Source organism: Pelagibaculum spongiae (assembly GCF_003097315.1).
GTDB classification, from domain to species: Bacteria; Pseudomonadota; Gammaproteobacteria; order Enterobacterales; family Pelagibaculaceae; genus Pelagibaculum; species Pelagibaculum spongiae.
In genome coordinates, this window is the sequence record NZ_QDDL01000001.1 from 682,340 (window position 1) to 697,118 (window position 14,779).

Below are 14,779 nucleotides of genomic sequence, written 5' to 3' on the forward strand. Positions count from 1 at the left end.
TTAAATGCTGAAATTAGAAGACATCAAAAAAGACGCACAAGTCCAAGGTATTCTGGCCGATACAATTGTCCGTATTGTACAAATCGAGCCTATTGGTGAAGCTGCTATCACTGTCTATTACAAGGACAGCCAAGGCGCGTTAGGCGAGCAAATGCTATTTCGCTCAGATGAAGCTCGTTTATCAGTAGCAACTGCCGGTCGCCCTTGGGCTTTTGATGCGCCAGGAGCAGAATTTAAACTGGGTCTAGAAGCATATCGCATTTCACAAGCAGCCTTATTTGACCCAATGATGGCCGTACATACTTCTAGCGTTGAACCCTTGCCGCATCAAATTTCGGCTGTATATGAACACATGCTACCCAAACAACCATTGCGTTATGTTTTGGCCGATGATCCTGGTGCAGGAAAAACGATCATGGCCGGTTTATTAATTAGTGAGCTGCTAATGCGTGCAGACGCTAAAAGAATTTTGATTGTTTCTCCAGGTTCTTTAACTGAACAATGGCAAGATGAGTTACTAGAAAAATTCGGCGTGATTTTTGATATATTTAGCAAAGAAAAACAAGAACAATGTGCTTCAGGTAATTATTTCAATGAATCAGATCAACTTATTTGCAGACTAGACCAATTATCTAGAAATGAAGATTTTCAAAACAAATTAAAAAACACTGAGTGGGATCTCATCATCGTTGATGAAGCCCATAAATTATCGGCCAGTTATTTTGGAAACAAAGTAAACAAAACCAAACGATTTCTATTAGGTGAATTACTCGGTTCGATTACTCGGCATTACTTGCTCATGACCGCCACCCCACACAACGGCAAAGAAGAAGACTTTCAAGTCTGGTTATCTTTGCTGGATACAGATAGGTTTTATGGGAAATTCCGGGAAGGTGCACATAAGGTCGACGTAACAGATATGATGCGCAGGATGGTAAAAGAAGAACTACTCAAATTTGATGGCACCCCTCTTTTCCCTGAGCGCCGTGCTTATACAGCAAATTACGAACTTTCATCCATGGAAGCATCACTTTATGAACAGGTGACGACCTATGTTCGTGAAGAAATGAACCGAGCAGACAATCTCGACGGCAAAAAGAAAAATAACGTCGGCTTTGCATTAACCATGCTGCAACGTCGCTTGGCATCCAGCCCCGAAGCAATCTATCAATCGCTTAAACGCCGTCGTAAACGCTTAGAAGACCGTCTGACAGAAACCAGGCTTCTCGCACGTGGTCAATCCGCCGCTGGAGACATCGCCGAAACAATTGGTGAATACAGTGTAAAGAAACAAATCGACCTACCAGAAAATCTTGATGATCTTGATGATGAATTAAGTGCAGAAGAGTATGAAATCTATGCCGAGCAAGTAGTTGATCAAGCCTCAGCTGCCGAAACAATCCCTGAGCTCGAAGCAGAAATATTGATACTTAAAGATCTAGAATACCAAGCATTAAAAGTAGTGCAATCAGGTAATGATAAAAAATGGGAAGAATTATCTTGCTTACTACAAGATAATCCCGAGATGTTCAGAGCTAGCGGCAGTCGCCGAAAACTCATTATTTTTACAGAACACAAAGATACATTGAATTATCTGATCACACGTATCAGCGGCATGCTCGGTGACACCAATGCCGTTCGCAAAATTTATGGTGGCACCAACCGTGATGAACGCAGAAAAATTCAGGAAGAATTCCGTAATGATCCTGAAGTCACTGTACTTATTGCAACAGATGCCGCAGGCGAAGGTGTCAACCTGCAAAATGCGAACTTAATGGTGAACTATGACTTACCTTGGAACCCAAACCGACTAGAACAGCGTTTTGGGCGTATTCACCGCATCGGTCAAACTGAAGTTTGCCACCTGTGGAATATCGTTGCTAATGAAACACGTGAAGGTGAAGTCTTTCAAAAACTTTTCGATAAAATCGAAATCGAAAAAGAAGCCCTAGGCGGCAAAGTTTTTGATGTGCTTGGTGAAGCTTTTGATAATGTTTCCCTTAAAGATTTGCTGGTTAAAGCAATTCGCTATGGTGAAGATCCTGAAGTAAAAGAAAAAATGAATCAGGTAATTGAAGGTGCATTAGATGCAGAGCACCTAAAAGAGATCATCAGGCGAAATGCATTGGTCGACCAACACATGGGACTAGAAGAACTTTATGCCGTAAAAGAAGAAATGGAAAAAGCCGAAGCCCGTAAATTGCAACCTTACTTTATTCGCGCATTTTTCACAGAAGCATTTCAAACTCTTACAGGTGAATTCCGTCCACGAGAGACTGGCCGATACGAAATACGTCACGTACCCGCAGCCATTCGTGAACGAGATCGAGTGATCGGCGAAACACGCACACCAGTACTAAAAAAGTACGAACGAATTTGCTTTGAAAAACAACATGTACGTCTCAGCAACAAGCCAATGGCTGATATGGTTCACCCCGCACATCCTTTAATGCACTCAGTGACCGACCTAGTGCTACAAGCACACAGAACAAAGCTAAAGCAAGGTGCTATATTAGTCGACCCAAATGATGACAACACAGCGCCTCGCGTACTGTTTATGGTGGACCATAGTATTCGAGAAACCGGTGCCACGAATGCCATAGCATCGCGTCGGTTACAGTTTGTCGAAATCAACGCCCAAGGCGTTGCTATCAATGCTGGCTGGGCACCACACCTGGATTTACAGCCCATAGATGAATTTGACCACAAATTAGTCGGCGACATTCTCCGAGCAGACTGGTTAAATAATAATCTAGAAGCTTTGGCACTTAATCATGCTTCACAAAAATTGGTGCCCGAGCACTATGCGGAAATAAAAGATCGCCGAGAACGTCAGGCAAATAAAACTATGACTGCGGTGCACGAGCGATTAATTAAAGAAATTAATTATTGGTCAGATCGTTATATCAAACTGAAAGACGACTTAGATTCCGGTAAACGCCCCCGAATGCAACCAGAAATGGCCAGAAGGCGAGTAGATGACCTGACAGCAAGGCTTGAACAGCGACAGTCAGAATTAGAAGAACTCAAAAATGTTGTATCCAGCACGCCCATTGTTATCGGTGGCGCCTTAGTCATTCCCCAAGGTTTATTGGCCATGCGGAAAGGCGAAACTCAATTTGCGGTAGATGCCGTCGCACGAGCACGCATTGAACAAGTTGCCATGAGCGCTGTCATGCAGGCAGAGCAGGTTTTTGGTCACACAGTGACCGATGTAGGTGCTGAAAAATGTGGTTGGGATATTACTTCACGGCCTCCAGTGAATACAGATGGCTCAATCAAGCCTGATCGACATATCGAGGTAAAGGGCAGAGCCAAAGGGCAGAGCACAATTACAGTAAGCCGCAATGAAATCATTTACGCGCTAAATCAGTCAGATAAATTTATTTTGGCCATCGTAATTGTTGATAACGAGTCATTTAAAGGCCCATTTTATATCAAAAACCCGTTTAAAGTGGAGCCTGATTTTGGCGTAGCCAGTATTAATTATGACTTAAGCGAACTGCTTTCAAAGGCGATAAGTCCGGAGCAAAGTTTATGAAATTAAAAAAAATAAGCCTTGAAAATTTCCGCTGTTATCAGCAATTGGAAATCGAACTTCACCCCAAGACCACTGTACTCGCGGCAAATAATGGTCAAGGTAAAACCACAATTTTAGATGCGGTTCGCATAGCACTTTGGCCTTATGTCAGTCAATTTGATTTAGCAAAAACACCTTATGTAGATCCGTCAAATACAATCACAATTGATGACGTACATATATTAAAATCTACAGATCAGAAATCACCTGTATTTGGTGCACTAGATGAAATGGCTAGGCAGTTTCCTTCATCAGTCGTAGCAGAGAGTAGCTCTTCAAATGGCCTGCATACTTGGAGACGATATCGCGATAGTGAAGCTAAAAAATCACAAACTAAAGATGATACAGGCACAAAAGCATTAAAAAACTCGGCTAAGGAAATGCAGAAAGCCATTCGAGACCTAAGTGCTACACCTAAAACATTACCAGTATTTGGATACTACGGCACGGGGCGGCTATGGCGAGAAAAACGCCTAACTGATAGCAAAAAAGGTAAAGCAGAAAAAAACAATGAGCAGATTCGAACCTTCGCTTATCGCGACTGCCTAGACCCCGCATCCAGCTTTAAACAGTTTCAAGACTGGTTTACATCAGCCTATTTAAAAGTAATGGAATACCAGATAAAGCAATTAGAAAGCGGTGCAACCTTTATTGAAGTGCCTAATGAACTGCGTCGTCCAGTTAAAGTTGTGCAAGATGCAGTAAATGAAGTACTAAAACCTATTGGCTGGCAACATCTACAATACAGTGAAAAATACGATAAATCTCTCGTATTAAAACATCCTAAACTCGGTGTAATGAAAATATCACAATTAAGTGACGGCATTAAAAACATGCTGGCTATGATTGCTGATATCGCCTATCGCTGCGTGCTTTTAAATGGGCATTTACAAGACCAAGCGGCTAAACAATCCCCTGGCGTTATAATGATCGACGAAGTTGACATGCACTTGCATCCACAATGGCAGCAAACAGTGGTCGCTTCTTTGCAGCAAGCCTTTCCAAATATTCAATTTATTGTAACTACACACAGCCCACAAGTGCTATCGACTGTACCCGCTGAAAGCATTCGTATAATAAGGCATGAAATAGATTCAGATTCAGAAACAGATTTAATTCTTTCAAGCGCAACGCCACCATTAACACAAAGCAAAGGTGTAGCCAGTGCAGATATTATGGCCGAGCTGCAATTAGTCGACCCAATACCAGATGTAGAAGAAGCTCATTGGCTCTCTCAATACAAGCAGTTAATCATTGAAAACAACCATGAAAATAGCCATGGAAAAGCGCTAAAAGAAAAAATACTTCAACATTTTGGTGAGTCTCATCAAGAATGGAGAGAGTGTGAGCGTTTAGTTCGATTGCAGCAGATGAAAGCCAAGCTACCAAAACGCAATCAGCATAGACCCGGTGGCGAAAATGCATAAGTTAATTCGCCCCAGACAACCCGCTTGTTTAAATCAATACCAGCACGGTAGAGATCAATGGAACCGCGTTACGCCAGACCATAAAAACGCAATATGGCTCAAACTGGACCAGATGCAACAGCACCGCTGCGCCTATTGTGAATCAACAATTAGAACTGACTTAGGTAATAGTAATTCGCATATTGAACATTTCAGACAGCGACGCAGCCATCCTCAAGACACCTTTTTGTGGGACAATCTATTTGGTTCTTGTAATCGCCATAGCAGCTGCGGCAAACACAAAGATGACTTGCCACCTTACAACCATCAAGATCTTATTAAGATGGATGTAGAAGATCCAGAAGCATTTATAACATTTCTGCCAGACGGCAATGCAGTGCCCATCAAAAATTTAAGCCCTGCAGATAAACATCGTGCAGCGGAAACCATCCGTATTTTTAACCTAAATGGCCCGCTACGGCGAATCAGAGAAACAGCCATTTCAGGCTATTTACAAACCGCAGAAGCCCTTGCAACTTACGCAGCAGAATTTGACGAAGCTGACTGGTTACCGCTACTGCAAGATGAATTAAAACAAATAAAAGATTTTCCTTTTACTACTGCCATCAAACATGTGCTTTTGCCCGCCTGAAAATGGCACAGAGAATATTATGAGCAACGCCAGAGAATACAAAATTTACAGCCCCAAAAAACTCATCGAAGTAGCGCTACCGTTAGATGATATTAACGTTGCCGCCGCGCGAGAAAAATCCATTCGTCACGGCCACCCAAGTACCTTGCATTTATGGTGGGCGCGTCGGCCTTTGGCGGCAGCGCGTGCGGTGATATTTGCGCAAATGGTCAATGACCCAGGTTACCAGCAAGACAGTGGTTTTAAATACGGCGTGAATAAAAAAAGCGCAGAAATAAAGCGCGAAAAACTGTTTCAAATTATTCGCGATTTAGTGAAGTGGGAAAATACAAATAACGAAAAAGTGCTTAACCGTGCCCGCGAAGCCATTAAAGAAAGCTGGCGCGAGACCTGCCATTTAAACCGTAACCACCCGCAAGCAGAAGAATTATTTAACCCAGAAAAACTACCGGCTTTTCACGACCCCTTTGCCGGTGGTGGTGCCATTCCGTTAGAAGCACAACGCTTAGGGCTAGAAAGTTACGCCAGTGATTTAAACCCAGTGGCAGTAATGATCAACAAAGCGATGATCGAGATACCACCTAAGTTTGCGGGACAGGCACCGATTGGCCCTATTCCAGAATTGGGCTCGAAAGGTAAAGACAAAATTCGACCTGGCAAACAATTAGATGAAGATTGGAGTGGTGCTAAAGGTTTAGCCGAAGATGTTCGCCGCTATGGCCACTGGATGCGTGAAGAAGCCTTTAAGCGGATTGGGCATTTATACCCCAAAGTCAAAATCACCAATGAGATGATTACCGAACGACCAGATTTAAAGCCTTATGCAGAGCAGGAATTAACCGTAATTGCCTGGCTATGGGCGCGTACTGTAAAAAGCCCCAACCCTGCTTTTAGTCATGTGGATGTGCCTTTGGCTCGTTCATTCGTGCTATCAAGTAAAAAGGGTAAGGAAGCTTGGGTTGATCCTGTAATAAAAGATGGCAATTATCGCTTTGAAGTCAGATCAGGAGAAATGCCTAAAGATGCTATTGAGGGTACTGTTGTAAGAACTGGAGGTACTTGCATTCTCTCGCAGTCTGCAATGCCATTTACTCATATTCGTGCAGAAGGAAAAGCTGGGAAGTTAAGCGAAAGATTGATGGCTATAGTTGCTGAAGGCAAAGGAGGCAGAGTCTACCTTTCCCCAACTCAACAAATGATAGATATAGCAGAAAAAGCTAAACCTGAATGGAAGCCAGAACACACATTACCTGTAAATCCACGTGATTTCAAAACACCTAATTATGGTATGAGTAGTTTTGGTGATTTGTTTACCCCCCGCCAGCTTGTAGCACTAACGACTTTTTCTGATTTAGTTCAAGAAGCCAGGAACAAAGCTATTGCCGATGCCAAAGCCGCAGGCATGGCCGATGATGGATTGGGTATTGATGGTGGTGGCAAAGGAGCAACTGCTTATGGTGATGCGTTAGCGGTCTATTTGGGATTTGTGTCCGATAAAGTTTCTGATTACTGGTCTTCTATTTGTAGCTGGCATTCTTCTGGTGAAAAAATGCGAAATACATTTGGCCGTCAAGCGATTCCTATGGTTTGGGATTACGCGGAAGCAAATCCTTTTTGCAAGTCTTCTGGTAATTGGATTGCAATGGTAGATTGGACTACTAAAGCTCTAGCTCATACGCCTGGAAATAGACAAGGATTCGCTGAACAGCAGGATGCCGCGACACAAAATATAAGTACAAATAAAGTAATATCAACAGATCCTCCATATTATGACAATATTGGTTACGCCGATTTATCAGACTTTTTCTATATTTGGATGCGTCGTTCACTTCGAGCTATTTACCCTAATTTATTCGCCACTCTAACCGTACCTAAGGCCGAGGAATTAGTCGCAACACCTTATAGGCATGGTTCAAAAGAAAAAGCTGAAGTTTTCTTTTTAGATGGCATGACACAAGCCATTCATAATATGGCAGAAAAAGGTCACCCAGCTTTTCCTGTATCTATTTATTACGCATTTAAACAATCTGAAACCAAAGAAGGTAGTACATCCAATACGGGATGGGAGACCTTTTTAGCGGCGGTCATTCAAGCCGGTTTTTCGATTGATGGCACCTGGCCAATGCGCACCGAGATGGCCAACAGAATGATTGGCTCTGGCACCAATGCACTGGCATCTTCTGTCGTTTTAGTCTGCAAAAAACGTGAAATTGAAGCCGAATCCATATCCCGTCGAGAATTTCAACGCGAATTGCGCAACCAAATGCCTGATGCACTAGAAGCTATGATCGGCGGCGAAACAGGTGCCACCCCTATTGCGCCGGTGGATTTAGCCCAAGCCGCTATTGGCCCGGGTATGGCCATCTATTCCAAATACGCTGCAGTACTCAACCAAGATGGCAGTAAAATGAGTGTGCACGATGCACTGATTTTAATTAACCGCGCCATTACCGATTACCTCAACCCCGACAGCGGCAACTTTGATGCCGGCACCCTGTTTTGTGACGATTGGTTTAGTCAATATGGTTGGGGCGAAGGCCCGTTTGGTGAAGCAGATACCTTGGCCCGCGCCAAAGGCACTTCAGTAAAAGGTGTTCGCGATGCTGGTGTGATTGAAGCCGCCAGCGGCAAAGTACGCTTATTAAAATGGAGTGAATATCCACAAAACTGGAACCCCACTACTGATGTTCGCATGCCAATTTGGGAAGCGTGCCACCAAATGATTAGAATGTTGAACCAACAAGGTGAAGCTGCTGCCGGGGCATTACTGGCACGCATGCCTGAATGCGGTGAGCCAATTAGGCAGCTGGCGTACCATTTATACACTTTATGTGAGCGTAAAAAATGGGCAGAAGAAGCCCGTGCCTACAACGAGTTGATTGGTTCATGGCATGCCATTGTTGCCGCTTCACTAGAAGCAGGCCATACCCAAGAACAGTTCGGAATAGATATTTAAGAGGGATACACTAATGAGCTTAAAACCATGGCGTGAAATTGCCCGCCCTCACAAAGATGTACTTGAAGGTAGTTTCAAACAATCAGAATTTGCTGCAGATATTACTCAAGTTGCCAATGGTACGGCGACGCCTGAGTACCAGGATGCGGAAAAATTCTTCTCGCGTACCTTTATTACCGAAGGTATGCGTTTGTTATTAATGTCGGTTGCCCAGCGATTGTCGGGCACTGGCGGCGACCCTGTTATACAGTTACAAACTGCATTTGGTGGTGGTAAAACCCACACGATGCTGGCTGTACTTCATTTAGCTACTAGCACTGTAAATTCAAATAAACTCGAAGGCATTCCTCCTTTATTAGACCAAGCAGGCATTCAGGGTTTACCTAAAGCAAATATCGCTGTGTTAGACGGTATTAACATGTCTGTCAGCCAAGGCAAAAAACATGGTGATATTGTCGCAAATACCCTATGGGGTGAAATGGCTTGTCAGCTACTAGGCGATACTGGTTATGAAATGTTGCGTGCAAGTGACCAGCATGGTACTGCACCTGGCAAAGACATTTTATATGAGCTGTTATCGAAAGCCGCACCTTGTGTGGTGCTTATTGATGAGCTGCAAAAATTTTTCAGCGATTTAAAACCCGGTGAACAATTAAATGCTGGCTCTTACGAAGCTAACTTGAAATTTATTCAAGCACTTACTGAAGCTTTTAAAATGGTTCCAAATGCTATTTTATTAGCATCGCTGCCTGAGTCTGAAACAGAAGTGGGCGATACATTTGGCCAAAAAACACTGGTTGCTTTAGAAAAACATTTTGGCCGCGTTGAATCGGTCTGGAAACCAGTTGCAACCGAAGAAGCTTTTGAAATTGTTCGTAGACGTTTATTTGAGTTTTCTGGTGAGCGATCACAAATTGAAGGTATAAGCCGTCAGTTTTGCGATTTTTACCGCAATAATGCGAGTTATTTCCCGGTAGAAACCCAGTCGAATGAATATTTCGAGCGCATGTGTGCTTCATATCCTATCCACCCAGAAATATTTGATCGGTTGTATGAAGACTGGTCCACACTGGATAAATTTCAGCGTACTCGGGGTGTTCTGCAATATATGGCCGTTATTATTCATCGGTTGTGGAACGATAATAATCAAGATGCTGTGATTATGCCTGGCTCTTTACCGTTAGATGACGGGCTGGTTCGTAATAAAAGTATTCATTATTTGCCCCAAGGCTGGGAGCCAGTGCTAGAAAAAGAAGTCGATGGCATTCGCTCAGAACCCAGCGCTATTGACGGAAAAGATACTCGCTTTGGTAGCGTTCAAGCTGCGCGCCGTACTATGAGAACCATTTTTTTGGGAAGCGCTCCCAGCACAACAGATCAGGTAGTCAAAGGGCTCTCTATAGAGCGTGTATTACTCGGCGCAGTTCAGCCGGAGCAGGTAGTCGCGTTATTTGAAGATGTGCTTAAACGTTTGCGCGATCGACTTCATTATTTATATTCTGATCAGAATAATTATTGGCTCGATACCAAACCGAATTTACGACGGGAAATGGAAAGTCGCAAACAAAATATCAATAAGTTAACGGTTAATGAAGAATTAAAGAAAAAAGTTTCTGCAGTTTTTGGCAACAAATCATTTTTTTCTGGCATCCATGTGTTTACTAATTCTGTAGATGTTCCCGATGACTATGGCAACCCCAGATTAGTCGTGCTGGCACCCGGTGAAAGTTACAGTAAAAGGGATACCAGCTCAGCTATTTCTGCGGCGGAAAACATATTGGCGCATAGAGGTGAACAACCTAGACAGAAACGTAATCGCTTAATATTTTTTGCTGCAGATGCTGATGCCGTGAGTCGATTAAGAGATACAGCTAAAACCCACCTTGCTTGGCGCGAAATATCATTCGATATTCGCGATGGCAAATTAAACTTAGATCTATTTCAGGCCAGCCAAGCCAAGAAAAATACGGAAGTTTCTGAAAAGTCTTTAAGACAAATGGTGCGAGAAGCCTATAAGTGGATTCTGTGCCCCGTGCAAAATAAGGCAACTGATAAAAGCATTGATTGGGAAACAGAATCAGTCTCTAGCAATGCATCTAACCTAGTTCAAGAAATTGAACAAAAGCTAGTTGACCAAGAGTGGGTTGTTAATAATTGGTCTCCTATTCATTTAAAGCAATTATTAGAGCAGTGGTATTTTAAAAATTCGGTTTCCGAGGTTAATGCGCTTAGAGTATTCCATGATTGTAGTCATTATTTGTATATGCCGAGACTGATTAACGATAGTGTATTTAAAGCAGCGATATCTGATGGGATAGGAAGCACTGATTACTTCGGCTTTGCTAGCGGTAAAGAAGAAGAAAAATACTTAGGTTTTTGTTTTGGCTCAAATGGTATAGTTTCTTTAGATAGTTCATGTTTATTTATTGAAAAGAATACTGCCACTGAATACCAGGAACAAATACGACCTAAAATCGTTGTCACCCCAGACTCACAACCTGATCCTAATCCTGTTTCCGTCCCTGATCATACAAACACTATCTCAGACACTGATGATGACCCCACAATCCTAAAGCCAACACCATCAACTGCAAAGCAAAGATTTTATGGTGGCATTGACTTGAACCCAGTAAAAGCCAAAATGGATTTTGCAACCATTGTGGATGAAATTGTTGAGCAATTCACTGTAAAGTATGGTGTTAATGTAAAAATTTCTGTTGAAATTGAAGCAGATTATGTTGACGGCTTTGATGAAAGGTTGCAAAGAACCATTAAAGAAAATTGCAACACTTTAAAATTCAAAAGCTCAGAATTTGAATAAAACTTTATAGGTTTTTCATTTATGAAGCTGATAGCCAGCAGCGATGTTGCCATCTCTGCTGGCTTGTACTTACTTTTGCAACGTTCGCTTTAATTCTTTGGCTAATATCTGTTTTGCCTGTATCCTTAATTGCTCCAATTCTTGTATTATTCGATCGATGTGCACATCCACTTCAGTATCATTAGCCAATTGCGGTGACAATGAAACTCGATCACCACCACTTAGCATGACTGCTACCTCGACCATCGGTTGAGTTGGGTAATCACCTTGTTTCCAATCTTTGTTAAAATTAAAAACCTCTAGTTTTTGCATAACTTACCTCACAATTCAAATCAACCAACTCATGTTAATCTATTGATATTTCGATGTATTCTCCACCCAACCTTTCGATAGAGACTTAATGTTTTGCTGGATATAATTGACTAGGGTTTTAATCCTTTGATCTTCACTTTGCAATGGCAAATATGAAGCACTGCAAATTCTATTAACTAATGGCTGATCACCTTTAAGCCATTTTATCGCAACTAGCTCACTATCTATTGCTGAATATTGGTATTCTGTTGCAAATCGACCCATCATTTTTCTTGATATCGTCAGTAATGAACCTGATGGAGATTTTTTGTCTATAGCAATCGCTGCAATCAAGGCTGTACCCATAACTGGCATAATCGACATTAATCCAGCGCCTAATGGCAATGTTGATACTTTGCATTTGTCGGTTACTTCTTTGGGATAACAACTTTTAATATCTTCAAGGCTACCTTCAGCGATAGCTGCTTTAGCGACTCCTCCAGAAGCTAACACATACCGCATTAGCGATATTGTAATGGCAATAGCCCGGTCAAGTTTATTTTCTTTTTTATCACTAGCAATCAAAAAGCCATCACCAAATTGATGTGCAAAAATCCTCTCACCTTCCTTTGGAAAACAATTACTGCCAATTCTATAAATAGCTTTCATTAAAGCATTAAGTGATTCCAATGAATTATCTTTTTTTTGATATTTTTTACTAAAACCTTCAATATCGATATAAATCGCCCATCTTTCATCGCTCATAAACGCCCCTCTGAACACTACAGAATCTAATTTCTATTGACTGCTTTATCATTTTTATCACTACAAACTGCTTCATAAAATTCAATTCGATAACGATAGCCTTGATCCTCGGCTACAGACAACATATTCGACCGGATCTTCCAACAAGCTGATAAGTGACAACAAGATCTACATGCGAAACCTATGAATTATAGCTAAAGTTAACTATTAAATTTAAATCAATAGAAGTTTATTAATGATGTCAAACTCAATTAAAGATTATGAGCTGTTCCATGGTGTAGTTCTATCGCGACTAACCAGAAGCAAGCAACCGATTACTTTGCTGATGATTGAAACCAACACCAATGAATCTTGGTCAATTTATTCTATCAGCGATCAAAAGGTGTTTTTTAAACATTGCGCATCTCGTAAAACGTTACGAAACAATATTTACAGCTGGACATTTGGTTTTACCAATAATCAATTAGAGCAGATAAAACCTGGCGTTTCCTTGGCATTAATTTGCGCATCAAAGGAAATGAAAGATAAAAACACCGGAATTTGTTTTATTGAAAAAGAAATATCAAATAAAATCTTTTCAGAAAACAGCAAAACTATTACCATTCATTTGCAACCAGGCTGCAGTTATAAAATATCGAGCAAAGCAATTAAAGGAAAGATAAGTATCCCACAAAATGCTATCGATAAATTCGCTCTAACCTGAGACAATCATTGCATTTTGTGGTATAGGGCTAACACCTTCAGCAAGCAATTATTTATTGAAGATTTTCAAGCTGTCAAGACTACCAGTCTATTGCAGCTAAGCTTTGTCGATGCTATGAATAGCTCCTCGTTTTCCATATAAAAATCAAATAGGGACAATAACAACTATGCCGACACCCCATGTTTTTATCAGCTACGCTGGCGATGACTTTGCTGCCGTAGAAACTGTTAAGTCTATTGACAGTAATCCTAACAATTCGATTAAATTTGTTGATCGATCACTTGCTGAGCCAGTTCGCAATGCAAATGACGATGTGATACGCCGCCCACCATCTGATCCGGCATCCAGAGCGGTTAAAGATGCGATTTCTCCCTTACTGAAAAACGCAGGCAAGTTGTTGGTTTTGATTGGCTCTAACACCCATAGCCATGAGTGGGTTAAGTGGGAGATAGACACCTACAGATCACTCCACCCTGGCAACCGCTCTATTCTATTAATGCGTGTACCCGGTGAATATAATGCTGGCGCTCCTAGCAATATCAACATCAAGCCGATTGATTGGAACATCAATGATTTAAAGAACTGGATTTTTGATTAATTGATCAATATATTTTGTTGATCAAAAAAAAGGTCATTACTACCTATTCAGATGGCAATGACCTTGATCTCTACAAACAATCTACTATTTTTTTGTACCAGCAGCTTTCTGATTCGGGTTCAGTTGCTTACCATTATTCCCCATTGCTTTCGCACGTTGCGGGTTTTGTCCTGGCACTCCCTTATTGGCATTCAGCTGATTGGCGTGGTTATCTTGCGGGGTTAGTTTCTTTGACATGAGGGCCTCAATATTTATTAAATACAGTCCCTCGAAAATATCTTAAGTCGATTCTGGTGTCTGGGGAAGTGTGTGGTGAAGTATTTCCCCAAGGAGTTTAAAAATGGCGTTAACCGTAAGAGAACTTGCAGACAAGCGGCTGGAAAATCTTAAAGAAATATTGAATGCCAACCATATTTCTTTAAGAAAATTTTCCTTAAAATATTACCGTGATTTTATTTATCAGGAAGCTACAGATAGTGATTGCGAAAAATATTATGACTGCGTAAAAAAAATGACTGACAAGCCTTCAAATGCGCTAGAGCGAATTACGGCATTATGGCGCTTTGCGCTAGCTACTTATTGCAACCAACCGCTTGACAAACATTTCGCTCTTAATCAGTCAGCAGCTTGGCACTGGCTTGTCGAATTGAAGACTCGAGTGTCCAAAGAGACTTCATCAAACCGCATAGGGCAGCCCGAAACTGCATTGGCCAGTGTTTACTCGCTATTTTCTACATTTCGGGAATTATCAAGCAACGTTCATCATAAGGAGTTTTTTTTCTTTGTTGAGCCATTTGTTAATGGTGCACTGAGAGCCTTCAGTACCCGGTGGCACGCTATGCTACCGATAGATGAATCCAAAACAGAAAATTTCTGGCAGGAACTGGAATTACTACAACAAACCACTGACCAGCACTACCAACAACTTGAAGGGAAATTCTTCCCCCCTAGCGGGTAGAAATACTTTATACGTTTATTTAACCCTTTATCTTAAGAAAAATAACAAC

General features: G+C 41.7%; 11 protein-coding genes. 8 read left to right on the top strand and 3 right to left on the bottom strand.

Annotated features, from left to right (window positions below; genetic code table 11):
* Window positions 1-4: 4 nt before the first annotated feature.
* Genes DC094_RS03005 through DC094_RS03025 form a run of 5 tightly spaced genes read left to right on the top strand, consistent with a single transcriptional unit; the run spans window position 5 to window position 11,415 of the window.
* Window positions 5-3,541: a helicase-related protein gene (locus tag DC094_RS03005; RefSeq protein ID WP_116685592.1), complete on the top strand. Its 3,537-nt coding sequence runs from the start codon at window positions 5-7 to the stop codon at window positions 3,539-3,541.
* Window positions 3,538-5,007 carry an AAA family ATPase gene (locus DC094_RS03010; RefSeq protein WP_116685593.1) on the top strand — a complete coding sequence of 490 codons (1,470 nt, stop codon included), beginning with the start codon at window positions 3,538-3,540 and terminating at the stop codon, window positions 5,005-5,007. Before DC094_RS03005 ends, DC094_RS03010 begins: the two co-directional genes overlap by 4 nt.
* A complete protein-coding gene (gene ptuB / locus DC094_RS03015) occupies window positions 5,000-5,638 on the top strand; it encodes a retron Ec78 anti-phage system effector HNH endonuclease PtuB (protein ID WP_116685594.1) in 639 nt (212 codons plus the stop codon). The genes DC094_RS03010 and ptuB overlap by 8 nt, the downstream gene beginning before the upstream one ends.
* 19 nt (window positions 5,639-5,657) lie before the next feature.
* Complete coding sequence (locus tag DC094_RS03020; protein ID WP_116686185.1) at window positions 5,658-8,594, top strand: DUF1156 domain-containing protein; 2,937 nt, start codon at window positions 5,658-5,660, stop codon at window positions 8,592-8,594.
* Window positions 8,595-8,607: 13 nt separating this feature from the next.
* Entirely contained in the window at window positions 8,608-11,415 is a 2,808-nt protein-coding gene (locus tag DC094_RS03025; RefSeq protein ID WP_116685595.1) for an ATP-binding protein, read from the top strand.
* A 69-nt stretch (window positions 11,416-11,484) separates the two neighbouring features.
* On the opposite strand, the gene DC094_RS03030 is transcribed toward DC094_RS03025, so the two are convergent.
* Window positions 11,485-11,727: a hypothetical protein gene (locus DC094_RS03030; RefSeq protein ID WP_116685596.1), complete on the bottom strand. Its 243-nt coding sequence runs from the start codon at window positions 11,725-11,727 to the stop codon at window positions 11,485-11,487.
* Between the two features lie 39 nt (window positions 11,728-11,766).
* Window positions 11,767-12,471 carry a hypothetical protein gene (locus DC094_RS03035; protein WP_116685597.1) on the bottom strand — a complete coding sequence of 235 codons (705 nt, stop codon included), beginning with the start codon at window positions 12,469-12,471 and terminating at the stop codon, window positions 11,767-11,769.
* A 319-nt stretch (window positions 12,472-12,790) separates the two neighbouring features.
* Between DC094_RS03035 and DC094_RS03040 the strand changes: the two genes are divergently transcribed.
* Both DC094_RS03040 and DC094_RS03045 read left to right on the top strand, forming a co-directional pair.
* The gene (locus tag DC094_RS03040; protein ID WP_133245452.1) at window positions 12,791-13,174 is read left to right on the top strand and encodes a hypothetical protein; all 384 of its coding nucleotides are present in this window, start codon (window positions 12,791-12,793) and stop codon (window positions 13,172-13,174) included.
* A gap of 166 nt (window positions 13,175-13,340) precedes the next feature.
* Complete coding sequence (locus tag DC094_RS03045; RefSeq protein WP_116685599.1) at window positions 13,341-13,772, top strand: TIR domain-containing protein; 432 nt, start codon at window positions 13,341-13,343, stop codon at window positions 13,770-13,772.
* An 84-nt stretch (window positions 13,773-13,856) separates the two neighbouring features.
* Here DC094_RS03045 and DC094_RS22250 read toward each other — a convergent pair whose 3' ends face one another.
* Window positions 13,857-14,009: a hypothetical protein gene (locus tag DC094_RS22250; RefSeq protein ID WP_170114587.1), complete on the bottom strand. Its 153-nt coding sequence runs from the start codon at window positions 14,007-14,009 to the stop codon at window positions 13,857-13,859.
* A gap of 103 nt (window positions 14,010-14,112) precedes the next feature.
* Between DC094_RS22250 and DC094_RS03050 the strand changes: the two genes are divergently transcribed.
* A complete protein-coding gene (locus DC094_RS03050) occupies window positions 14,113-14,730 on the top strand; it encodes a hypothetical protein (protein WP_116685600.1) in 618 nt (205 codons plus the stop codon).
* Window positions 14,731-14,779: the final 49 nt, after the last annotated feature.

What these genes read in the sequence shown, in the direction of transcription:
- DC094_RS03005 (WP_116685592.1), top strand. Translation starts at nt 5, where the DNA reads ATGCTGAAATTAGAAGACATCAAAAAAGACGCACAAGTCCAAGGTATT.
- DC094_RS03010 (WP_116685593.1), top strand. Translation starts at nt 3,538, where the DNA reads ATGAAATTAAAAAAAATAAGCCTTGAAAATTTCCGCTGTTATCAGCAA.
- ptuB (WP_116685594.1), top strand. Translation starts at nt 5,000, where the DNA reads ATGCATAAGTTAATTCGCCCCAGACAACCCGCTTGTTTAAATCAATAC.
- DC094_RS03020 (WP_116686185.1), top strand. Translation starts at nt 5,658, where the DNA reads ATGAGCAACGCCAGAGAATACAAAATTTACAGCCCCAAAAAACTCATC.
- DC094_RS03025 (WP_116685595.1), top strand. Translation starts at nt 8,608, where the DNA reads ATGAGCTTAAAACCATGGCGTGAAATTGCCCGCCCTCACAAAGATGTA.
- DC094_RS03030 (WP_116685596.1), bottom strand. Translation starts at nt 11,727, where the DNA reads ATGCAAAAACTAGAGGTTTTTAATTTTAACAAAGATTGGAAACAAGGT.
- DC094_RS03035 (WP_116685597.1), bottom strand. Translation starts at nt 12,471, where the DNA reads ATGAGCGATGAAAGATGGGCGATTTATATCGATATTGAAGGTTTTAGT.
- DC094_RS03045 (WP_116685599.1), top strand. Translation starts at nt 13,341, where the DNA reads ATGCCGACACCCCATGTTTTTATCAGCTACGCTGGCGATGACTTTGCT.
- DC094_RS22250 (WP_170114587.1), bottom strand. Translation starts at nt 14,009, where the DNA reads ATGTCAAAGAAACTAACCCCGCAAGATAACCACGCCAATCAGCTGAAT.
- DC094_RS03050 (WP_116685600.1), top strand. Translation starts at nt 14,113, where the DNA reads ATGGCGTTAACCGTAAGAGAACTTGCAGACAAGCGGCTGGAAAATCTT.